Annotated in this window: 16 protein-coding genes; 4 read left to right on the forward strand and 12 right to left on the reverse strand. The window is 72.2% G+C overall.

What is annotated here, in order from left to right:
- A partial coding sequence (gene mycP / locus ACWENR_RS16825; RefSeq protein ID WP_452277904.1) for a type VII secretion-associated serine protease mycosin occupies positions 1-1,469 on the reverse strand: 1,469 nt, incomplete at its 3' end.
- Between the two features lie 152 nt (positions 1,470-1,621).
- Between mycP and ACWENR_RS16830 the strand changes: the two genes are divergently transcribed.
- Both ACWENR_RS16830 and ACWENR_RS16835 read left to right on the forward strand, forming a co-directional pair.
- Complete coding sequence (locus ACWENR_RS16830) at positions 1,622-4,597, forward strand: SseB family protein (RefSeq protein ID WP_452277905.1); 2,976 nt, start codon at positions 1,622-1,624, stop codon at positions 4,595-4,597.
- Positions 4,594-4,959 (forward strand): hypothetical protein, encoded by a 366-nt coding sequence (locus ACWENR_RS16835; RefSeq protein WP_452277906.1) that lies wholly within the window; start codon positions 4,594-4,596, stop codon positions 4,957-4,959. Before ACWENR_RS16830 ends, ACWENR_RS16835 begins: the two co-directional genes overlap by 4 nt.
- 1 nt (position 4,960) lies before the next feature.
- Here the strand turns inward: ACWENR_RS16835 and ACWENR_RS16840 are convergent, their stop codons facing one another.
- From ACWENR_RS16840 to acs, 5 genes are all read right to left on the reverse strand, one after another.
- The gene (locus ACWENR_RS16840; protein WP_452277907.1) at positions 4,961-5,893 is read right to left on the reverse strand and encodes an alpha/beta fold hydrolase; all 933 of its coding nucleotides are present in this window, start codon (positions 5,891-5,893) and stop codon (positions 4,961-4,963) included.
- A 168-nt stretch (positions 5,894-6,061) separates the two neighbouring features.
- Positions 6,062-8,458, reverse strand: a complete 2,397-nt coding sequence (locus ACWENR_RS16845) for an immune inhibitor A domain-containing protein (protein ID WP_452277923.1) — start codon at positions 8,456-8,458, stop codon at positions 6,062-6,064.
- A 322-nt stretch (positions 8,459-8,780) separates the two neighbouring features.
- Complete coding sequence (locus ACWENR_RS16850) at positions 8,781-11,087, reverse strand: immune inhibitor A domain-containing protein (RefSeq protein ID WP_452277908.1); 2,307 nt, start codon at positions 11,085-11,087, stop codon at positions 8,781-8,783.
- A 418-nt stretch (positions 11,088-11,505) separates the two neighbouring features.
- The gene (locus tag ACWENR_RS16855) at positions 11,506-14,298 is read right to left on the reverse strand and encodes an immune inhibitor A domain-containing protein (protein ID WP_452277909.1); all 2,793 of its coding nucleotides are present in this window, start codon (positions 14,296-14,298) and stop codon (positions 11,506-11,508) included.
- A 268-nt stretch (positions 14,299-14,566) separates the two neighbouring features.
- Entirely contained in the window at positions 14,567-16,531 is a 1,965-nt protein-coding gene (acs, locus tag ACWENR_RS16860) for an acetate--CoA ligase (RefSeq protein ID WP_452277910.1), read from the reverse strand.
- Positions 16,532-16,827: 296 nt separating this feature from the next.
- Between acs and ACWENR_RS16865 the strand changes: the two genes are divergently transcribed.
- A complete protein-coding gene (locus tag ACWENR_RS16865; protein ID WP_091099213.1) occupies positions 16,828-17,574 on the forward strand; it encodes a Fic family protein in 747 nt (248 codons plus the stop codon).
- A 71-nt stretch (positions 17,575-17,645) separates the two neighbouring features.
- Here ACWENR_RS16865 and ACWENR_RS16870 read toward each other — a convergent pair whose 3' ends face one another.
- The 5 genes from ACWENR_RS16870 to ACWENR_RS16890 form a co-directional block, all read right to left on the reverse strand.
- Complete coding sequence (locus tag ACWENR_RS16870; protein ID WP_452277911.1) at positions 17,646-18,452, reverse strand: HAD family hydrolase; 807 nt, start codon at positions 18,450-18,452, stop codon at positions 17,646-17,648.
- Positions 18,453-18,859: 407 nt separating this feature from the next.
- A complete protein-coding gene (locus ACWENR_RS16875; RefSeq protein ID WP_452277912.1) occupies positions 18,860-19,111 on the reverse strand; it encodes a hypothetical protein in 252 nt (83 codons plus the stop codon).
- 153 nt (positions 19,112-19,264) lie between these two features.
- Entirely contained in the window at positions 19,265-19,465 is a 201-nt protein-coding gene (locus ACWENR_RS16880) for a hypothetical protein (RefSeq protein WP_452277913.1), read from the reverse strand.
- A 153-nt stretch (positions 19,466-19,618) separates the two neighbouring features.
- The gene (locus ACWENR_RS16885) at positions 19,619-19,957 is read right to left on the reverse strand and encodes a hypothetical protein (protein WP_452277914.1); all 339 of its coding nucleotides are present in this window, start codon (positions 19,955-19,957) and stop codon (positions 19,619-19,621) included.
- A gap of 306 nt (positions 19,958-20,263) precedes the next feature.
- Positions 20,264-20,593, reverse strand: a complete 330-nt coding sequence (locus ACWENR_RS16890) for a putative quinol monooxygenase (protein ID WP_452277915.1) — start codon at positions 20,591-20,593, stop codon at positions 20,264-20,266.
- Between the two features lie 223 nt (positions 20,594-20,816).
- Between ACWENR_RS16890 and ACWENR_RS16895 the strand changes: the two genes are divergently transcribed.
- On the forward strand, positions 20,817-21,365 hold the full coding sequence (locus tag ACWENR_RS16895; RefSeq protein ID WP_452277924.1) for a nucleotidyltransferase family protein: 549 nt from the start codon (positions 20,817-20,819) through the stop codon (positions 21,363-21,365).
- Between the two features lie 101 nt (positions 21,366-21,466).
- On the opposite strand, the gene ACWENR_RS16900 is transcribed toward ACWENR_RS16895, so the two are convergent.
- Positions 21,467-22,705 (reverse strand): Cmx/CmrA family chloramphenicol efflux MFS transporter, encoded by a 1,239-nt coding sequence (locus tag ACWENR_RS16900; protein ID WP_452277916.1) that lies wholly within the window; start codon positions 22,703-22,705, stop codon positions 21,467-21,469.
- Positions 22,706-22,736 lie beyond the last annotated feature (31 nt).

A 22,736-nucleotide genomic window follows, 5' to 3' on the forward strand; every position in this document is an offset into this window, starting at 1 on the left:
GTCAGCCCCACCCCCAGCGACGTCGACCGCAGCGCCGCCGGATACCGCCCGGGCAGCAGCACCGCAACCGCGACCAGGGCGAGCACCCCGTGCCAGCGGCGGCGGGCGCCGCGCGGCACGACCAGCGCCAGCAGCGCCGCCACCGCCACGGCCGCCCCGCCGACCCCGGCCACCAGCAGCGCCCGGTCCCGGGCCGCCGCCCGGCGGGCCCGCTGCGCCACCAGCGCCGGATCGGCCCGGTCGTCGGCGAGGGCGGTGGCCGGGCGGGACCGTTCCGCCGCCCCACCGCCGGTCTCGGTGACCGCCCGGTACGGGTTCAGCACCCCCGCGCCGTACCCGCCGCCCCGGCCCGGTGCCGGGTCCGCGGTGGCCACGATCCGTCGCGCCACCTCCGCGGCGGTCAGCTCCGGGCGGTACTGCCGCAGCAGCGCGGCCGTGGCCGACACGAAGGGCGCCGCGTAGCTGGTCCCCTCGGCCCGGTGGTGGCCCTGGCCGGGGGCGGCCATCAGCACGTCGCTGCCGGGGGCGACCAGGTCGACGTACGCGCCGGTCTGCGAGAACGGGGCCCGCGCCCCGTCCGCCCCGATCGCGCCCACCCCGAGCACCCCGTCGTACGCGGCCGGGTACGGCCGGGGGTCGCCGCTGTCGTGCAGGTTGCCGGCGGCGGCCACCACGACCACGTCCCGCTCGACGGCGTAGCGGACCGCGGCCCGCACCTCGGGGTCGTCCGCGTACAGCACGACGGAGAGGTTGAGCACGTCGGCGTCGTGGTCGACGGCCCAGCGGATGGCCCGGGCGAACTCCCCGGCGCTGACCGTGCGCCCCGACTCCCGCCCGTCGACGACCTGCTGCTCGCTGACCCGTACGGGCAGGATCCGGGCGCCCGGGGCGAGGCCCTGGAACGCCACCCCGTCGCGGGGGCCGGCGGCGATGATGCTCGCCACGCCGGTGCCGTGGCCGGCGCAGTCCCGGCCGCCGTCGCCGCCCCGGTCGAGCAGGTCGGCGCCGTCGAGGACCCGGCCGGCCAGCTGCGGGTGCCGGCGATCCACGCCGGAGTCGACCACCGCCACCGTCACCCCGGCCCCGGTGGCCAGCGGCGCCAGCCGTTCCGGGGCGTACCGCTGCTGGGGCCACGGGGGTGCGGCCACCGGCCGGACCGGGGCCAGCGGTGCGGGGCAGCCGGGGGCCGCCCGCCCGGCGGGGGCGGACCGGCCGGCGGCGAGCGGTCCCGTGCCGGCGGGCCGCGACGTCGGCGCCGCCCGGCCGGCGGGGGCGGGCGGGGCGGCGGTCGCCGACCGACCGACGGCGGGTGGCGGGGCGGGACGGGCCGACGCCCCGGCGGCGCTCGCGGCGGCCGGTGCGACGGCGCTCACAGCGGCCGGCGCGACGGTGGTCGGGGCGGCGGCGACGGCGGTCAGCAGCGCCGCCGTCAGGGCAGCCAGGGGCGGGCGCGCGGGGGACCGGGACATCGACCGCCTCCGTATCGTGTCGACACCGGGACGGGATGTTAGCGCCTTCGGCGCGACGGCGCGGACCGCTGCCGGCCAGCCATTGTGATCTTGTTACTACCTTGTAGGTTGTACGCGATACCTATGGCCTGTTCGCGGGAGGAGTGGTGGCCGTGACCGACTGGGAGCCGGCCACCGACGCCGAAGCGGCGATGCGGGACGCGCTGCGCGCGAGCGACCAGCAGCTCTACTTCCGCATCCTGGCCGGGACGGAGCTCCTGCTGCCCGTCTCCGCCGAGGCGCTCGCCGGCCGGGCACCGATGGGCTGGGGCACCTGGACGACCGGCGGCCGCACCCACGTGCTGGCGTTCACCTCCGCCGGCGCCATGCGCGCCTGCCTCGGGGAGCACGCGGGCACCAGCCGCCGCACCACGTACGCCGACCTGGCCGCCGGCTGGCCCAACCACGAGTGGTGGCTGGCGGTGAACCCGGGCCTGCCCGTCGAGGGCTACCTGCCGGCCTGGTTCGTCGCCCAGCTCTCCCGTGGCGACGTCCGGCTGCCCGGCCGCACCCTGGGCGCGCGGGCCCGGCTGGAACGGGCGGAGACGGTGGCCCGGGCGCGCGCCCAGGCCATCGGCCAGGACCCGCCCGACCGGCCCGGCATCCGGCCGACGCTGGACGTGGGGCGGGCCGTGGCCGGTCCGGCGCCCGGCCTCGGCGCCCCGCCCCGGCCGGAGTCCACGGCGGCGTCGAGCACCGGCCGGGCCACGCCCGCCCGGCCCGGGCCGCCGCCCGAGCCGCCCCGCACGGGCGGCCCGCCCGCGCACCCGTCGGCCCCGTGGCAGGGTGCCCCGACCGCCGGCGAGGCCGCACGGGGCGACGGGGCGGCGGCCGTCGACCGGCCGGTGCCGTCCCGGTTCGCGCCGCTCGCCGACCGCGCGGAGGGCCGGCCGGTCCCGCCGGTCGCGCAGCCCACGCCGCCGAACGGCCGCCCCGCCGCGGAGCCGCCGGAGCGGCCCAACCACCGGTCCTTCTTCGAGCCGGCGTCCGGCCGCGCGACGGCCCAGCGGCAGGAGGCGCTGCGCTCCGGCGAACGCGCCGCCCCGCCGCCCCGCCTCGCGCGCGGCGGCCAGCCGTTCCCCCGGCGTCGGCCGCTCGCCGAGCCGGTGCCGGAGGGCCCGACCCAGCCGTTCCCTGCCGCCCCGACCCAGCCGTTCCCGGTCACCCCGGGCCCACCGTTCCCGGTCACCCCGGCCGACGGGGAGCCGACCCGCGCGTTCGCCGTGGCGGGTGCGGAGAACACCCAGGTGCTGCCGTCGCGGCGACCCGACGCGCCCGCCGAGGACGTCACCCGGGAGCTGCGGGTTCCCGGCCCCGACCCCGCGCCGCCGTACGGCGCGCGCCGGCCGGAGCCGGACGGGGACGCCACGCAGGCGCTGCCGCGTCCCCGGCCCACGCCCCAGCCAGAACCGGCGGACGAACCGGTGTCGGCCGCGGAGCCGGTCTCCGGGCCGCCCGCGCCCCGGCGCGGGTTCACGCCGATCGTCATCGAGGGCACGGTCATCGAGTCGAGGGAGATCGCCGGGCCGACCGAGGGCGCAGCCGACGAACCCGTGTCGCTGTTCGAGCCGGTCCGCCGGGGCGACCGGTCGGCATCCGCCGCCCCCGCGAGCCCGGCCGCCCCGCCAGCCCCGCCGTCGAGCCCGGCGGCCCCGGTGAGCCCGGGGGCCCCGGTGAGCCCGGTCGCCCCGGCGTCCGGTCCGGCCGACGCCACGTCCGGTCCGGGGCACCAGGCGCCGGCCGTCCCGGCAGCCGACGTCCCGCCCGTAGCCGCGCCCGCCGGGCCGTTCGGTCCGGCGTCCGCCGGACCGGTAGATCCCGAGCCCGCCGGCCCCGCCCACGCGTCCGGGGCGCACGGCCCCACACCCGATCCGGTCGTCCCCGCGCCCGCGGGCCCGGCCGATCCGGCTCCCGTCCACCCGGCCTCGACCGACCCGGCCCGCGCGGACCGGGTTGCCGCCGACCCGGCCCCCGCCGGTCCGGTCGCCCCGGCGCCCGCCGCTGTGGCCGATCCCGGCCTCCCCGGTCCGGTCGACGATCCGGTTGCCGACCGGCCGGATGAGGAAATGACCGGGCCGGCCGGCGCCGGCGGGCCGGCGACCCGGGCCCAGGCCGTGCCGGCCGACTTCCAGCCGGCCAACGAGGTCGAGGAGAACCTGCTCGACGCCGCCGGGGCCGGCAGCACCGACACCTTCCTGTCCACGCTGCTACTGGCCCGCGTGCTGCTGCCGGTGGCGGCCGACTCCGCGCCGGGCAGCCGGCCCGGCGAGCCGGGCTTCGTCTGGCGTACGCAGGAGCTGGACGGCGAGACGTTCGTCGTGGTGCACACGTCGCCGGAGCGGCTCGCCGAGCACACCGACGCGGCGGTCGAGACCGTCGAGGTCAGGTTCGTCCAGCTCATCCGGCGCTGGCCGGACGAGTCGTGGTCGTTCGCGGTCAACCCGGGCAGCCCGGTCGGGGCGAAGCTGCCCGGCGAGCAGATCGTCGCGCTGGCCAACTGGGCGGCGGAGGTGGGGCTCGGTGACGACACCGGGGCGGAGAGCGAGCCGTCGCCGCCCGCCGAGGAGCCGGTGAGCCGTCCCCGCTACGCCGCACCCGACCCGGCCCGGCCGATCGTCATGCAGAAGGCGGTGGCCCCCAGCCAGCTCGCGTACTATCTGGAGCGGGGCTACGACCGGGTCTCCGGCTTCGTGCACCGGGCCAACGAGCTGGCCCACCTGAACACCCCGGCCCAGCTCCACGACGCCCTCGGCCTCGGGCATCCGGAGTCGCCGTTCGCCCGGGACGCCGAGGAGATCTACGTGCTGCGCTGGCCGGCGCACCGGCCCAGCCTCTACCGGATCCCGTACGGCGGGCAGAACGAGGCCGCCATGCGGGCCATGGAGGGCTGGGTCATCGAACGCCCGCCGTTCCGGGGCAACGGCTTCGCGCCGGGGGAGAGCAGCGACGTGGTGGCCGAGTTCAAGGTGGACAGCGCCCGGCTGCCGCACGGCGCGCAGCTGTGGCGGATCGGCGCGGACGGCACCGAGCGGGTGGTGGCCATCCTCGACACCGACGCGCTGCGGTGGCGACAGGTCGGTGAGCAGTGATCCGGGACGGCTACGTGGCCCGCTGGCGGGGTCGGGAGTACCAGGCGAGCCCGGACGGCGACGACGTCCGGCTCTACCAGCCCGAGCCGGGCGAGGGCTTCGAGGAGGTACGCCCCGGCCGGTACGTCCGGGTGGTGCCGGCCGGCGAGGTCGACGACCTGTCGTACGTGCGGACGACCTGCACCTGGCAGGGGCAGCCGTTCATCGTCCTGGGCGAGCACGACGGCTGGCTGCGGGTGGAGTACACGGGCGGGCGCTGGCCCGTCGCGCGGGCGATGGGGCTGGAGGTCTTCGACTTCGGCGTCTACCAGGGCTGGGCGCCCGCCGCCGAGGTGGCCGACCTGCGCGAGCAGCGGGTCTGAGTCAGGACTTCGCCCACCGCAGGATCTCGCCGAGCACCACCTCGCGGGCCTCCACGTGCGGGAAGTGCCCCACGCCGTCGAGCAGCCGCCACTCGTAGGGCGCCACCACGTACCGGCCGGAGCCCTGGGCGGTGCGCGGCAGGGACGCCTGGTCGAGCGCGCCGTGCAGTTGGAGGGTCGGTGTGACCAGCGGCTTCTGCATCAGCCGGACGAAGCGGTAGCCGTGCAGGCGGAGCACCGACCGGAAGGCCCAGCGGTAGCCCTCCAGCGCGCAGAACGCCGCCTGCGGGATCCGCATCGCCTCCCGGCAGCGGCGGGCGTACGCCTCGAACTCCGGCCCGTGCACCCAGCGCGGCCCGCCCCAGCGGCGCAGCATCTCCTCCACCGCCGCCGCGTCGTCCCGGGTGAGCACGTGCTCGTAGCGGGGCAGCTGGAACTTCAGGGTGGGCGTGGAGGCGGCGAACTGCCCCCGCGGGTCGGCGAAGATGGCGGCCCGGAGCCGGAGCGGGTGGGGTGCGCCGAGCACCACCAGCCGGCGGACCAGCGACGGGTGGAACGACGCCACGGTCCACCCGATCATGCCGCCGATGCCGGTGCCGACCACGGTCGCGGAGCGCTCGCCCAGGGCCCGGATCAGGCCGGCGATGTCGGCGGCGAGGGTGTAGCCGTCGTAGCCCCGGGGCGGCTTGTCGCTGGCGCCGTAGCCGCGCAGGTCGACGGCGACGGCCCGGAACCCGGCGTCGGCGATGGCCGGCAGCATCTCGTGCCAGGCCCACCAGTGCTCGGGGAAGCCGTGCAGGAAGAGCACCATCGGGCCGGTGCCGGCCTCGACGACGTGGAACCGGCTGCCGTTCGCGCCGACGAACCGGTGCGTCCACGGCCCCTCGGTGAGGACGCAGGACTCGTCGGCGGGCCCGCCACGCTGCTCGGTCATGGCAGACAGCCTAGGACCCCGCCGCCTGTCGGCTTCCGCCGCCGAGCCGGGAGGGTGGCCGGGATCGCCCGGCGGGCACGGGGGACCCCGCCCGACGGGCGGGCGGAACGGGCGATGCCCGGGCAGGTGACCTGCCCGGGCATCGTCTGGTGGTGCGGGATCGGTGGATCAGGAGATGCGGATCTTGGTGTAGACGCCGTCCTTCTCCAGAACCTTGATCTTGGTGCCGGTGGCCGGGAGCTTGACGCCGTGGTTCGGCAGCTCCGGGTACCAGTACTGCTTGGTGTCGTCGAACAGCGGCTGCGCGGCCTGGCCACGGATGTACTGCGGCTGGCTGTTGAGGTGCAGCGTGAACGAGTCGGCCTTCTTCAGGCTGAACGGCGCGTCGTAGACCTGGACGCGGGCCCGCCAGGGCTGCCCGGTCAGGTTGTAGATCGGCCGCGGGTGCGCGTCGATGATCAGGTTGCGACCCTCACCCGGGTGCGCGAACGTGTCGTTGTCCGCCCAGCGGGTGTTCCAGTAGGAGATCAGCAGGCCCTCCTGGTACGCGTAGTGGTCCACGTAGTCCGGGCGGGTGTTCTGGTAGCCGAAGAAGTACGGGCCGGTCTTCAGGTACTTGTCGTACGAGATGTACTGCCGGGTGCCCGCGATGTAGTAGTTGTCGTACGCCTTGGTGTAGCTCGCCTCGGCGACCTCGAAGCCGCCGGCGAGCGTCCAGCCGCCGGCGCCGGCCTCGGCGCCGTCGGAGACGACGGTCTGCCCGTCGGCCGTCACGGTGATCGCGTCACCGTAGAAGCCACCCTCGGAGACGCCGCCGTCGGTCTGGTAGCGGAGCCGGAACTGCGCGACCTTGCCCGCCGCCACGTCCATCGGGATGTTGACGTCGACCCACTGGCCGCCGCTGCTGCCGTCGAGGGCGTAGCGGCCGGCCGAGATCTCCTTGAGCGGCTGGCCGTTGGCCGTGCCGGGCAGGGTCACCCAGGTCTGGCCGCCGTCCAGCGACGCCTCGAAGAAGAGGTAGTCGTAGTCGGCCTCGATGTTGTAGCGGCCCTTCATCGACAGCGACGCCGACGACTTCCCGGTGAAGTCCAGGGTCCGGGTCATCGTGCTGTTGAGGTCGTCCTGGTTGCCGGAGAAGAACTGCTTGGTGCCCTCGAACGGCGCGCCGTGCTCGAACGTGTAGTCACGCTTCGGGAGCACCACGACGGCGGCCTGCGCCTCGTCGCTGTTGTATTCCTGCGGGCCGAGGGTCATGGTCCGCTTCTGCCCCGCCACGACCACCTCGTAGTCGAGCCAGCCGAGCTGGAGCTTGTTCCAGGCGCCGAGGTCGCCGCCGCGGTCGCCGATGCCGGCGTCGTCCTTGGCGCCGAGCCGGCTCTGGGCCATCAGGGTCCAGTGCTCGTTGTTGTTGTCCCCACCACTGGTGACGTTGTAGTCGTCCGGCAGACCGAGGTCGTGGCCGTACTCGTGGTAGAAGACGCTCCGGCCGCCGTTCTCCGGCTGGATGGTGTAGTCGCCGATCCAGATGCCGGTGTTGCCGATCTGGGTGCCGCCGGCCGGGTTGTCGGCCGGGCCGGTCGAGCCCTGGTCGGACGCGAAGGCGTACCAGCGGTGGCTCCAGATGGCGTCCTCGCCCTGGTACGGGTCACCGTCGGCCTCGTCGCCACCGGAGTGGACGATCTGGAAGTGGTCGATGTAGCCGTCCGGCTCGTTGAAGTTGCCGTCCGAGTCGTGGTCGTACCGGTCCCACTCGTCCATCGCCTTGAGGTCCGCGGCGATCTGGGCGTCGGTGCGGCCGGCGGCCTTCTGGTCGGCGACCCACTGGTTGGCGGCGTCGCGGACCAGCGCCCAGGTGTTGGTGCAGACGTTGGAGGCGCACGGGTAGCCGCCGGAGCGGCCGTAGCGGGCCTCGTTGTACTTCACCTTCACCCAGTCGGTGACCTTGCCGTCGACGCTGTAGCGACCCGAGGACTGGGCCTCGTAGTACTGCTTCACCGACTCGTCACCGGGGTTGGTGCCGAAGTAGAGCTTGCGGTAGTAGTCGGCGTTGTAGTCCGCCTGCCACACGGTCGAGTTGTCCACCGCCCGGTTGGGCTGCGGGATCTCGTTGTGCAGCGGCCCGTCGAACCGGGTCGGGCCCGCGGTGTCCGGGTCGGTGTCCTGGTCCGGGTAGCTCGGGTGCCGCTCGTTGCCGAACTCGGCGAGGATGACGAAGATGCGGTCCGTCTTCTCCCGGGAGAGCTCGACGTACTGGTCCTCCGTCTGGGTGGCGGCGTTGGCCCGGGTCGAGCGGGCGGCAGCCCCCTCGGCCTGGGTCTTGCCGACCTTGACGACCGTGCTGCCGTTGACCTTCTGCGGCTTCAGGCGGCCGGAGAGGACGTCGCTCAGGCCCTCCTGGCGCAGGGCGCGACGCTTGTCCTCCAGCGGGTTCGGCAGGTCGTGGTCGACATGGGCTGGCTCGGCGACCGACGGAGCGGCCGTCGGCAACTTCGGCTGCGGGGCGGCGCTGGCGGACGTGCCGACCGCCAGTCCCGTCGCTGTCAGCGAAAGCCCGAGCAGACCCACTGCGACTTTGCGCACGTGGTACCTCCGGTGTGAGGGAACCGGCCCAACGGGGGTACGGGCCGGCGGAGATCGATCCCACTAGTGGGACCAATGGTGAACATAGACAGTCCTGTGACCCCTGGGAAGACGCGTGCGTCGATTTGTTGCAAAGTTTTGTTGAGAATGCTTTTCACCGTCACATCTCGCGCGTCGACCATCCCCCGTGAGCAGGGATTACGAACGTCGATGGGGCGGAAGAGGCGGTTTTCGATCGGCCTGATCGGTTACGCGAAAGTGGGGCCGGTGGCGTCACCGCCACCGGCCCCACGGGGTAACTCGATCGTCAGTTGCTGACCTTGACGACCATGTCGTCGGTCGGGTTGGTGCCCTGCTGGAGGATCTCGATCCGGGTGCCGGAGCCGGCCACCTTCACCGAGTTCCACGGGTTCGCGGCCGTCCAGTACTTGTTCGGCCCGTTGTCCGAGAACACCGGGTTCGCCGCGAGCGCCGGGAGCGTGACCGGGACACCGTTCAGGTGGAAGGTCTGCGCCGGCTTGGCGTACCGGCTGAACGTGGCGTCGAAGCCGTTGCGCCGGTTGGTGATGTTGCCCTGGCCGTCCACGGTGATCTTGTTCGGCCGGACGTCCACCGGGAGGTTCAGGCCGTAGCCCGGGTGCTCCGAGGTGTTGTTGTCGCCGTACGCGTAGTTCACGTACCACACCAGCATGCCCGGGTGGTTCGAGAACCGCTCCACCCAGTTGGGCCGGGTGTTGTTGAACCCGTAGTTGTACCCGCCGGTCCGCAGGGTGTCGTCGTAGCCGACGTACGACCGGTTCTCCGCGATGTAGAAGCGCGGGTACGTGTCGGTCACGGAGCCGCCCATCCGGGTGAAGCCCTTGGCGGTCCACTCGGCGGCCAGCGTCTCGGCGTCATCGGTCCAGGCGACGGCGCCGCCCTTGACCAGCGAGATGTCGTCCAGGAACGCGCCGGCGAGGTGCACGCCGCCGTCGGTCTGGTAGCGGTAGCGGAACTGCACGGTCTGCCCGGCGTACGCGGACAGGTCGTAGGCCAGGTCCACCCAGGCGCCGCTGGTCGAGCCGTCGACCCCGGACTCGCCGGCGTCGATCGACGAGTTGCTCAGCGGGGTCCAGGTGGCGCCACCGTTGGTCGACACCTCGGCGTAGAGGTAGTCGTAGTCCTCTTCGATGTCGTACCAGGCCTTCGCGGTGATCGACGCGGACGTCGTACCGGTCAGGTCGAGCTGACGGGTCAGCGTGGTGTTCAGGTCGTCCGCGCTGCCGCCCCACCACTCGTACGACCCGCCGAACGGCGTGTTGTAGCTGGTGGTCTGGGTCTGCGCCGGCAGGTTGACGACGACGGCCTGGGCCTTCGGCCCGTCGCTGTCGCCGGCCGGGCCGAGCGTGACCCGGGTGGTGCCGCTGTTCTCCTCGACGACCGAGTAGTTCAGCCAACCCAGGTAGAGCTTCGACCACGGGTCCATGTAGCCCGGGGTCGAGCCGATGTCGTCCTTGCCGCGGCTCAGCCACGAACCGGAGGACATCAGGCTCCAGAAGCCGACGCCGTTGTCGCCACCGGCGGTGTCGTAGAGGTCCGGCAGACCGAGGTCGTGGCCGTACTCGTGGGCGAACACGCCCAGACCGCCGTTCTCCGGCTCCGTGGTGTAGTCACGGATCCAGATGCCGGTGTCACCGATCTGGACACCGCCGGCCTTGTTCGCGCCCGGACCGGCGCTGCCGGCCAGGTTCGGGAACGCCGCCCAGCGGTGCGACCAGATGGCGTCCTCGCCCTGGGCGCCGCCGCCGGCCTCCTCGCCCTCGCCGGCGTGCACCGCCTGGAAGTGGTCGATGTAGCCGTCGGGCTCGTTGAAGTCGCCGTCGCCGTCGAAGTCGTACCGGTCCCAGATGTCGAACTGGGCCAGGTACTGCTTGATCTGCTCCGGCGTCTTGCCGGCCGCGACCTGGGACTGGTACCAGGCGGTGGCGCTGTCCTTGACGAAGTTCCAGTACCCGTCGGCCTCGGAGATGGCGTTGCTGCCGTACCGGGCCTCGTTGTAGGGGACCTTCACCCAGTCGCTGACGTCGCCGTTGACGGTGTAGCGCCCGCCGGACTGCTTGTAGTAGAAGTCCCGCATCGACTCACCCGGACCGAACATCATGTCCTGGTAGTGCGCCCGGTTGAAGTCCGGCCGCCACAGCGTGCTGTTGTCGTCGGTCGGGCTGCCGTCCCAGTCGCGGTCCGGCTCGGCGATCTGGTTGCGCACCGGGCCGGCAGCTCCACCGGTCCGGGGGTCGGTCTGGTCGCCGAACTCGACGAGCATCGTGAAGATGGGGTCGGTCTTCGGGGCCTGCTGGTACTCGACGAACAGGTCGTCCTTGACCTGGATGACCTTCGAGCCGTTGCGCGTGGAAAGCTTGGCCTTGCCGGAGAGCAGGTCGGCGATGGCCTTCTTCCGGAGCTCCCGCTGCTGATCCGCCTTCGGATCGGGGAGGTTGTCCCTGCCGTGCTTCGCCTTGTCGGAACCGGGGGCCGGGTCCGCGGCCGGTGCGCCGGAGGCCGGCGCCGACACGACTCCCGCCGCCAGCAGCGCGGCCGTGGCCGAGGCCAGACCGGCTGTGACTCGTCTCCTCAAAGGTCCTCCTCCTTTGTGGATCTGTTACATGACGGGCGCGGCCGAGGCCACGACTGTCATGTGATGCGTTACTCACCCTGGCAGAGGGGATGCGCGGTTGTCACGGGTCAAATAAGCAATCGGACCGCGCCTCGCGACCCTCATATCCGCATAAATTGCGACCAAAGGGCGCGTCCCACGAACCCTGGTTCACGTTACGTTTTGGCCACGATCACTCTCTGTGGCCGGAGTTATGAGGTCCCCTTCGGGGAGCGCCGGCGGCCCGCGATTCGTCACGGAGGCCGGCGGACGGCCGACGGCGCCCGCGACGCCGACGGGGCCCGCGACGCCGACGGGGCCCGCGACGCGGACGGGGCCCGCCCGGAGCAAGTGTGCTCCGAACGGGCCCCGCCGTGTGTCCCGTCAGTCGGTCCTCGGGTCAGCTCCGCGCCGGGGTGACGTGCACCGTGGCGTACGAGTTGTCCTTCGCGGCCCGCTTGATGGTGATCTTGACGCCGTAGGAGACGCCCTGGTCACCGGGGTTGCCGGTGCCCAGCACGATGGCGCCGCCGCCCAGGGTGACCCCGTAGTAGGCCGGTGCCGGCGTACCGTCCGGGTTGGTGACCCGGGTGGTGTACGGCGCGTTGCCCCTCGACGGGACGACGACCGAGGCGTCGCTGTCCCGGGCGTACGCCGCCCCGTCGCGGATCTCGATGCCCGGGTACCAGCCCTTGGCGTCGGTGAAGCCCGGCACGGCCGGCTGGGCGCCGAAGTCGGTGCAGTACTCGCTGTACGGCTCGTCCGCCGCCTCCAGGCACTCCCGGAAGGGGTACGTGGGGTTGAGCGAGAAGGCCGCGTTCGCGGACTGCGGGCGGCTGGGCAGGTTGTCCAGCACCGACGGGTCCTTGACGGCCGCCTCGCCCGTGCGGCGGTACGGGTCGAAGTGCGAGTCGACGATCAGCAGACCGCCCTTGGCGCCGTAGCTCGGCAGCGAGGTGAGCTGCGCGGTGGTGTGGTTGACGTCGCCGAGCGCCGTGTCCCGGTACCAGACCAGCATGCCGGGGGCGTTGTAGGAGACCCGGTCGACCTTCCACGCCTCGTGCGAGTAGACCGTGTCGTAGCCGTACTTCAGGCCCTTGTCGAAGCCGTCGAAGTTGCGCCACTCGGCCAGGTAGTAGTGCGCCTGCACCGAGGTGCCGCCGTCGATCCGCCAGCCCGCGCCGGTGGTGTCGACGAACGTGCCGCCCGTCGCGGTCCAGCCGTTGGCGCCGGCCTCGACGTCGTCGCTCCAGGTGGTGGCGCCGCCGCCGGTCACCGAGAAGTCGTCGGCGAACCAGCCGCGCTCGGCGAACGCCTCGTCGGTGGCGTAGCGGAGCCGGATCTGCACGGTCTGCCCGGCGAAGGCCGACAGGTCGACGTAGTCGTGCCGCCAGCCGTGGGTGTCACCGGTCAGGCCGTACTTCTTGTTGCCGAAGTCCACCATCCGGCCGTTCGGGTCGGCGTAGCCGTCGTTGGTGGTGACCAGCTTGCCCGTCGAGTCGTAGACCTTCTGCTCGGCCCAGGTGGCGCCGCCGTCGGTCGAGACCTCGACGAAGCCGTAGTCCCAGTCCGCCTCGATGACGAAGTTGTTCCACATCCAGAACTTCGCGTCCGCCGCCGCCGGGACGGCCACCTGCCGGGCGATCTTCACGTCCGCCCAGTCCTGGTCGGCGCCGGAGTACCACATCTTGCTGCCGCTGTGCGGCGTGGCCAGCGTGATCACCTTGTTCGGCAGGTCGATCTTGATGCCGTCCTTGGTGCCGCGCGGGGTGCGCGAGGTCTGGCCGAGCTGCACGGAACGCGGGTCGGAGCCGGGCGCGAGGGTCAGCGGGTCGGCCCAGCCGAGCACCCACTTGTCCCACAGGCCCATGTGCGTCGGCAGCGCCTGGAAGATCTCGCCGGAGTGCGAACCCGAGGCCATCAGGTCCCAGAAGTCGACGTCCGAGTCGGCGTTGCCGGAGGTGTCGTAGAGGTCCGGCAGGCCCAGGTCGTGGCCGAACTCGTGGGCGAAGACGCCGACGCCGGCGTCCTCCGGCTGCACGATGTAGTTCGAGACCTGGAGGTCGGTGCCGGGGATGGTGTAGCCGCCGGCGATCGACGACGAGTGCGCCCAGATGGCGTACGGGCCCTCGGCGCCGCCGCCGCGGGACTTGCCCTGGCCGGCGTGCACCAGCACCAGGTGGTCGATCACGCCGTCCGGCTCGAAGACGTTGCCGTCGCCGTCCCGGTCGGCCTGGTCCTCGATGTCGTAGTCGGCCCAGGGGAAGTTCGGGTCCATCTTGGCGAGCGTGTCGATCGCGTCGGTGGCCAGCCGGCCCGCCCCCTGCGGGTTGTCCGGGTGGCCGTTCATCGACTGCTGGCGGCCGGCGACCCAGTTGCCGTTCTCGTCCTGGAAGCAGCGGGAGGCCGCGTACCAGCCCTCCGAGTGCGGCACCTTGATCCACGGGCTGGCCTGCCCGTCGACCGTGTACGCGCCCTTGGACATCTCCAGGTACATGTTGTGCATCGTCCGGCCGGCCAGGTTGATCCCCGGCTTGCCGTCCGGCCCGGTCAGGTCGGGGCGGACCCGCTCGGTGATGCCCTCCTTGGTGTAGAGCATCTTGTCGTAGTGCGCCGGCGAGAAGTCCGGCACCCACATCGAGTTGTTGTCCTCGCGCGGCAGCGTCGCCGGGTTCGGGATGTTGTTGTGCAGGGGCCCGTTCTGCTTGGTGCCGAGGACGCAGCTCCTGTCCTCGAAGACCGTCTTGGGGACCATGACGTCGGTGAAGTCGTCGTTGGCCTGGTCGTTGAACTCCACCAGCAGGGTCAGCAGCTTGGCCGTCTGCGTGCTCGGGGCCTGCTTGATCTGCCGCGGGTTCTTGCCCGTCTTGATCGCCTTGGCCTCGGTCTTCGCGAGCTGCCGGGCCGTTACCGGGTTGCCCCGGGCGTACTTCCGGTCGTAGGCCCGGGCCTCCTCGACGGCCGGGGCGTAGACGCCGCCCTTGCCCTTGACCTCACGGCCGTTGCTGTCGGGCTGGACGGCCGGCTCGGCGTAGTTGATGTAGAACTCGTCCGCGCCGATGACGGCACGGGCGGGGCCCGGCTCCGCCGACGCCGCGCTGCCGGTCACGGTCAGTGACGTGGCGGCGAGGGCGATGGCGGGCAGCGCGACGAGTAGGCGTCGGCGCGACCCGGATTGCGGTTTTCTGTTCATGCCGCTCCATTTCTCGGGCATGGGAGGGAGGGAGCCGGTCGGCCCGCTCATCGATGTGATGTTCATCGAACCGACCCGACCTGCGTGAACCTAGAACAGAAACAGGGCCGACGACAGGGGTCGAAGACCGCCTGTGTCCGTTCAGCTTCTCCGCGTTCCTCCGACCGACCGATGTGACACGTCGCAGGCGGTCCGTCACGTACCCGTAAGAAATGACGATGGGTGACGGCCCGTCGGGGCCGCCACCCATCGGGGCGTACGCCTGGCGTCAGTCCTCGTCGGACTTGCCGCCGCCCATCCCGGACGAGATCAGGTCCATCACGGACGAGTCCTGGAGCGTGGTGACGTCGCCGAGCGACCGGTTCTCGGCCACGTCCCGCAGCAGCCGGCGCATGATCTTGCCGGAGCGGGTCTTCGGCAGCTCCGGCACCAGCATGATCTGCCGGGGCTTGGCGATCGGGCCGAGCGTTTTCGCCACGTGGTTGCGCAGGTCGGCGATGAGCTTCTCGCCCGCCTCGCCGGCGGTGTCGATGCTCCCGCGCGGGATGGCGAACGCGACGATCGCCTGCCCGGTCGTCGGGTCCGTCGCGCCGACCACCGCCGCCTCGGCCACCGACGGGTGCGAGACCAGCGCCGACTCCACCTCGGTGGTGGAGATGTTGTGCCCCGACACCAGCATCACGTCGTCGACGCGGCCCAGCAGCCAGATGTGCCCGTCGTCGTCCCGCTTCGCGCCGTCCCCGGCGAAGTACATGCCCTCGAACCGCGACCAGTACGTCTCGACGAACCGGTTGTCGTCGCCCCAGATCGTGCGCAGCATCGACGGCCACGGCTCGCGCAGCACCAGGTAGCCGCCGCCGCCGTTCGGCACCGACTGGCCCTGGTCGTCCACCACGTCGGCGCTGATCCCGGGCAGCGGCGTCATCGCCGAGCCCGGCTTCGTCTCGGTGACGCCCGGCAGCGGCGAGATCATGATCGAACCGGTCTCGGTCTGCCACCAGGTGTCGACGATCGGCAGCTCACCCCGGCCGACGTGCTGCCTGTACCACATCCACGCCTCGGGGTTGATCGGCTCGCCGACGCTGCCGAGCAGCCGCAGCGAGGAGAGGTCGTAGCCGGCGGGGATGTCCTCGCCCCACTTCATCATGGTGCGGATCAGCGTCGGCGCGGTGTAGAGGATGTTGACCTTGTACTTGTCGACGATCTCCCAGAACCGGCCCTTGTGCGGGGTGTCCGGGGTGCCCTCGTACATCACCTGGGTGGCGCCGTTGGAGAGCGGACCGTAGACGATGTAGGAGTGCCCGGTCACCCAGCCGATGTCGGCCGTGCACCAGTAGACGTCCGTCTCCGGCTTCAGGTCGAAGACCGCGTGCGTCGTGTACGCCGTCTGGGTGAGGTAGCCGCCGGTGGTGTGCAGGATGCCCTTCGGCCGGGCCGTGGTGCCGCTGGTGTAGAGGATGAACAGCGGGTGCTCGGCGTCGAACGGCTGCGCGGCGTGCTCGACCGGGGCCGTCTCCACCGTCTCGTGCCACCAGCGGTCCTTCGCCGACCAGGCGACCTCCTCGCCGGTGCGGCGCACCACCAGCACGTGCTCGATCGACGGGCAGTTGGCCACCGCCTCGTCCACGGTCGGCTTCAGCGCCGACGGCTTGCCCCGGCGGTAGCCGCCGTCGGCGGTGATCACGACCTTGGCGCTGGCGTCCTGGATCCGGTTGGTCAGCGCGTCGGCGGAGAAGCCGCCGAAGACCACGCTGTGCGTCGCCCCGATGCGGGCGCAGGCGAGCATCGCCACCGCCGCCTCGGGCACCATCGGCAGGTAGATGGCCACCCGGTCGCCGGCGGTCACGCCCAGCTCCGTCAGCGCGTTCGCCGCCTGGCAGGTCAGCCGGTGCAGGTCGGCGTACGTGATGGTGCGGGTGTCGCCCGGCTCGCCCTCCCAGTGGATGGCGACCTTGTCGCCCAGGCCGGCCTCGACGTGCCGGTCCAGGCAGTTGTACGCCACGTTGAGCTGCCCGCCGACGAACCACTTCGCGAACGGCGGGTTCGACCAGTCGAGCACCTGGTCCCACTGCCGGGCCCAGGTCAGCCGCCCGGCCTGCCGCTCCCAGAACGCCAGCCGGTCCGCGTCGGCCTCCCCGTAGGCGTCGGCGGTGACATTGGCGTTCGCGGCGAGTTCGGCCGGCGGCGGGAACTGGCGCGTCTCGTTCAGCAGATTGGCCAATGCCTCGCTCATGCCGTGCTCCCTCGTCGCTCGGGGTGATCTGTGTCTCCCGCACGAGGTTAGTCGGGGCGGCCCGTCCGGGGAGCGCCGGTCCGCCCGACGCGCGCCGAGCGGCCCCCAGCGCGCGCCGGACGGCGGCAGACGCGCCCCGGTCGGCGCGTTCCGCGCAGGAAGGGTCAGCTCGTTGGTGGCGGCTGGTCGCTTCCGGGCGGCCCGTTCCGCGGAGGAAGGGTCGCCTCGTGGGTGGCGGCGGTCGCTTCCGGGCGGCTCGTCGGCGGGTCGGGCCGGGCAGTCGATAGCGTGACGGGGTGACCGCAGACCCGCTCGCCCCGCTGCTCGCGCTCGCCGACATCGCACCCGCCGTCGAGCGGGCACGCGAGCGCTTCGACCAGGCGCTGGGGCACCGCGCCCTGCGCCGCCACGGTGGTCAGGTCGCGGCCGAGGTCAGCCTCCGGTCCGCGGTGGCCAGCGCCGCCCTGGAGGGGTACGCCCACGAGCGCGAGGCCGTCCGCGCCGGGACCGTGACCGAGCCGGTGGTCCAGGGCGCGCTCCGGGTCGCCGGGGCGCTGCCCGGCCTGTCCGAGCTCTGGCCGAAGGCCCCCCGGCAGGCGCTGGCGAAGCTGCACGTGCTGGCGGCCCGCGACGTCGTTGCCGAGGCCGAGCTGGGCCGGCCCGTCGCCGATCCGGTGGTCGCCGCCCGGCTGGACGGCCTGGCCGGGCTCGTCGCCGGCGGCACGAAGGTCTCCCCGCTGGTGCTGGCCGCCGTCGTGCACGGCGAACTGCTGAACCTGCGCCCCTTCGCCGGCCCGTCCGGGGTGGTGGCGCGCGGCGCCGCCCGGCTGGTGCTGCTCTCCAGCGGGCTCGACCCGCGCGGCCTCCTCGCCGTCGACGTCGGTCACCGCGAGCGCGAGCCCGAGTACGTCGGCTCGGCCGGCGCGTTCGCCACCGGCACCCCCGACGGGCTGCGCTCCTGGCTGCGGCACTACATGTCGGCGGTGGAGGTCGGGGCGGACCAGCTCACCACCATCGGCGACGAGATCCTCGCCGCCGCCTGACCAGTCCCGTTCCCGGAGTTTGCCTGCGGTTCGCTCAGGCGGGTGTTCCCACGTTTTCGTCTGTCGATCGCTCAGGCGGGTGTGGGGGTGGCGCGGGTGCGGCGGTGACGGCCGTACCAGGCGATGCCGATGGCGACGCCCACGCCCACTCCCAGCGCCGCCGCCGCGACCGGGACGGCCGGGCGCTCGCGCAGCCGCCGGCCCAGCGGGATCGGGTGCCGGAACTCCAGCACCGGCCAGGAGTTCTCCACGGCGAGCCGGCGCAGCTGCCGGTCCGGGTTGACCACCGAGGGGTGGCCGACGCACTCCAGCAGCGGGCGGTCGCTGTACGAGTCGGAGTAGGCGTACGAGTCCGCCAGGTCGTACCCGCGCTCGGCGGCCAGCTCGCTGACCGCGTCGACCTTGCTCGGGCCGGCCGCGTAGAACTCGACCTCGCCGCTGTAGCGGCCGTCCACCACGCCCATCCGGGTGGCGATCACGTCGGTCACGCCGAGCAGCGCCCCGATCGGCCCGACCATCTCCTCGCCGGAGGCGGAGACCAGCACCACGTCCCGCCCGGCCGCCTGGTGCTCCTCGATGAGGGCGGCGGCCTCGGCGTACACGTAGGGGTTGATCAGCTCGTGCAGTGTCTCCGCCACGATCTGGCGGACCTGCTCGACCTGCCAGCCCTTGCAGAGCGCGGCAAGATAGTCCCGGGTCCTGGCCATGGTCTGCTCGTCGGTGCCGCCCAGCCGGAACATCAGCTGCGCGTACGCCGACTTGACCACGTCACGCCGGGTGATCAGACCGTCCCGGTAGAACGGCCGACCGAACGCCAGGGCGCTCGACTTGGCGATGACGGTCTTGTCCAGATCGAAAAAAGCGGCACTTCGGCCCACGGCGCGAAAGTCTAGCCGGATGGTCTATGGTCGGCGGGTGCCCGGGGTCCGGTGCCCCCTGGACGTGCGGGCCGACCCCACCACCTTCGCTCATCGTGACGTCGATCACACTCTGCGAACATAAATTCGCACGGAGTGGAGGCGGCACCACTCGACGTATACAGGTCCGCTCAGGCAGACTTGTCGTTACGACAGGCGTTCATATCCCGTACGACAGCAGACCCTCGGCGGTTGCACCCCCCGTGACCGCTGAGTGGGTTCGGCTCGACCCCCCGGAGCCGAACCTCCCGACGACCCCCGTCTCCCCCCGACGGGGGTCGTCCCTTTCCGGGGAGCGCTCCCGACCTGGTGGAGGCGCCTCTCCGGGGTCCGGTCGGGCGGGGCGCCGGGCGGATAGTCGGCGAACGTCAGCGAATGTCAGCCGCACCCGGTCGGCGCAGTCGTCCGGGGTGTGCGTGTAACGATTGAGCGTCGTTGACGCCTTCTCGTGGCCCCACGACCCGCCGCACCACGTTGACCGGCACCCCGTCGATCGCCAGCCGCGTGACGTACGAGTGCCGCAGGCCGTGGAACCGCAGCCCGCCGAACGCCGAGGCCGCCACGTGCGCCACCGCCGCCGCCTTCTCGGCGACGAACGGCGGCATCGGCACCGTCCGCACGCCGGCCCGAGTCTTCGGGTACGCCCGCAGCCCGATCCCGCCGTGGGCTTCCCCGCCACCTGGGCGATGTGCAGCAACCCCGATCGACGGGCCGCGCAGGCGCGGCCCGCCCGCCCGCCGCCGACGCTACGTCGGTGTCCAGGACGACCGGGCTCACGCGGCGCCGGCCCGCCGGGAGGCGTAGAGGTCGGCGAGAAAGTCATCCAGTTCCTCGTCCGACTCGAACAGGTCGGGCCGGGCCAGGTCGTCGACGGAGGCGACTGGCCGGATGCCCTGATGACGCGCCAGTTTCTCAGCCGGTACGTGCTCAGCGGTCGGCCACTCGGGCATCTGCTCAGCGCTACTCGACGTCACAGCTCACCTCCTGCGTCTCGAATCGTCGTCCATTCTCGGACCTGTCGACGTCGAGACGGCGCACGTCGTGAGCGCCCCCAGCCGTTCCGCCGCGCGCAGGCGGCCTCCGGCCGGCATCGGCCGCCGGAGCCGGCCTGGCTGATCTTCAAGTGTCTACATGTCGCCTTTCCTGTTCTCGACCATGGCAGTACGGCAGCGGTCTACCTCCTCGGTGACCTTCTCCAGGTACCAGCGCATGACCTCGTAGGGGATGTCGCGCTCTTCAACTCGGGGGATGCTGATCGTCGGCTCCCTTGTCGGGTCCTCGTCGGGTACCACCGCGAGAAGAAGTGCTGGGCCGGGCAGATAGGTCACAGCATCGGGGATGTCTGTCCAGGAGGCAGGCGCCGGTACAGCCTCACTCAACTCGACGTACCAGGCATCGTCAGGCACGGCGTACATGAACTGGACTGCGTAGCGCATCCCGCCGTGATCCAGAAACTCCGATGGCATGCGCCCAGGCTGTCATGCTGGCCCGCTGCGGTCACCTAGAGGCTGCTCGCCGAGCCATGACGGAGGTGCTTCCACAAACCGAACCGTCAACGCGGCCGTGACGAGCGCAAGCACCATTCGCGGTGCGTCTCCTCGGCGACCTGAAACCACGCGCAGCATGGCTCGATCGAGGTCGACCGACGAGCAGGCCAGGCCAGCCCCCGGCGCACTCGCCCCAGCGCAGGCCCGCGTCGGCAGCAGCCGAGACGATCGCGCGGTGACGGGGTGGCACAGCAGGGACAGCTTGCCGAAGAAGTCCTCCCCCGGTCAGGCCGCGAGGGCCGGATAGGGACTCCTCATCGCGCCGAAGTAGGCCTCGGGCGTTCCTTCGATGTGCTCGGGCAGTTCATCCATGAAGGCGCGCAGCAGAGGGGTCGCGTTGTGCCGGTCGAGGTCCTCCTGCGAACGCCAGACCTCATAGAGGAAGAATCGGCCGTCCTCCTGTTCGTGAAGGTGGTATAGAAGGTTGCCCTCGTGTCCTCGAGAGGGTTCGACGAGGTCCATCAGGAGCTTTCGGAAAACGTCGGCGTGTCCGGGCTTGGGGGTCAGGAATCCGTAGAGCGAAACGGGTGCTGGTGCAGTAATGGTCGTCGTCATGTGATCGACATTAGGATGTGACATAGGTGTTAGTTTCAAGTCGTCGTCCTATGGGGCGGGTCACATGAAGCTCGGGGAGTTGTCCCGCGACGCGGGCGTGGCCGTGCGTCTGCTTCGCTACTGCGAAGCCCAGGGACTGACCACTTCCAGCGGCCGTAGGTCTGCCCTCAGCCCGCCATGCAAGTGGTGGGGCCGTCCACTGGTCTAGGGTCCCTGGGTGGTCATGAGCGCACAGGACGTCGTGGGCGTAATCGAGTCAGACCCGGAAGCAATGCGGGTCCTTCGGACTGTGGCTGATCTTGGATTGCCGGACTGGTGGATCGGTGCCGGGTTCGTACGCAATCGGGTCTGGGACGCGATCAGCAAGCTTCCGGTCTCGCCGGAGCGCGACGTGGATGTCGCCTACTTCGACCCGGCAAGACTGGACCAACGCGAGGAGGAACACGCGGAAGCCCAAGCCGCGGCGGCCCTGCCCGGGGTGCCGTGGGAGATTCGTAACCAGGCACGGATGCATCTGCGCAACGGCGACGAGCCCTACACGTCCGCCCTGGACGCGATTTCGCGCTGGCCCGAAACGGCAACGTGCGTCGCGGTAGCTCTGCGGGGTGAGTCGGTTCGCCTGGTGACCTGCCATGGGCCGGCTGACCTCGTGGGAATGGTTGTCCGCCCCTCTCCGGCCTTCGACAACCCGGCGGGCCGCGCGAAGGTGCGGCGCCGAGTTGAGGCCAAGGGATGGCTGGACCGATGGCCCCAACTGCGGCTGGACATCTAACGTTCACGACTGAGGCCCGTCCTGGTGGCCTACGCGGGCAGCGCGTCGTCCGAGAGCCAGCGGGCCATCGACGAACGCCGTGCGCCCGTCGCGATCTTCGATCATGCTCGTTCGCCGCAGGAGGCCGTGGCGGGGGCGCGTCCGCCTGCGAGCGTCGGAGCCGTGGTGCGGGGGCCCGTCGCGGCGTGGGACTGTCGGCGTTGCAGGGCGGCGGACAGCGCCACCACGCCGAGCGTGACGACCCCGAGCGCCGCGCCGATCCAGGCGACGGCGGGGTAGTCGAAGCCGGCGTCGATGGCCAGGCCGCCGAGCCACGGCCCCGCCGTGATCCCCACGTTGAAGGCGGAGACGTTCGTCGCGGCGGCGAGGGTCGGCGCGTTGGGCGCGAGCGTGAACGCGCGGCTGTTCAGGGTGGGGTTGGTGGCGAACCCGAACGCGCCGAGCAGGAGGACGGCCGGAACGGCCAGCGCGGGTACGTCGGTCGTCAGGGCGAGCAGCGTCGAGACGGCGACGAGCCCGCCGATCCCGATGTGGAGGGTGCGGACGGGACGCGTGTCCGCGCTGCGGCTGCCGATGGTGATGCCGATGAGCGCGCCGATCCCGTAGAGGGCGAGGACCGCGGGGACCCAGCCCGACGCCAGGCCGGTCGTCTCGGTCAGCATCGGCGCCAGGTAGCTGAACGAGACGATCAGGGCGGTCGTGGCGAGGGCCGTCGTGGCGTACAGCAGCCAGAGCTGCACGTTCGCCAGGGCGCGGAACTCGTCTGCGAGCCGGGGTGCGCGCCGCGGATGCGGTCGTCCGGCCGGGATGGTGGCGACGACCCCGACGGCCGCGAGGGCGGTGAGCACCGCCACGGCCCAGAAGGCGGCGCGCCAGCCGAGGTGTTGACCGACGACCGTGCCGGCGGGCAGGCCGACGACGGTGGCGACGGTGAGACCGCCCGCGACGACTCCGACCGCCCGCCCCCGGGCGGTCGGCCCGGCGAGGTCGACGGCCGCGACCACGGCGACCGCCCAGAAGCCGGCGTACACGAAGGCGCCCACGATCCGGGTGGCGAGCAGGACCTCGTAGTTCGGGGTCAGCGCGCCCGCGACGTGCGCGGCGGCGAAGATCGCGAGAAACGTCAGCAGGGCGGTGCGGCGCGGCCAGCGCAGGGTCGCCACGGTTAGGACCGGGGCGCCCACCAGCATGCCGGCGGCGAACGCGGAGATCAGCAGCCCGGTGTGCGGGATCGACACGCCCAGGTCGGCGGCCATCTCGGGAAGCAGGCCGGCGAGCATGAGTTCCGACGTGCCCTGGGCGAATATCGCCAGGCCGAGGACGTAGACGGCTAGCGGCATCGGGATGCCTCCTCCTATTGAACTGATCGGT

Source organism: Micromonospora sp. NPDC004336 (assembly GCF_053602615.1).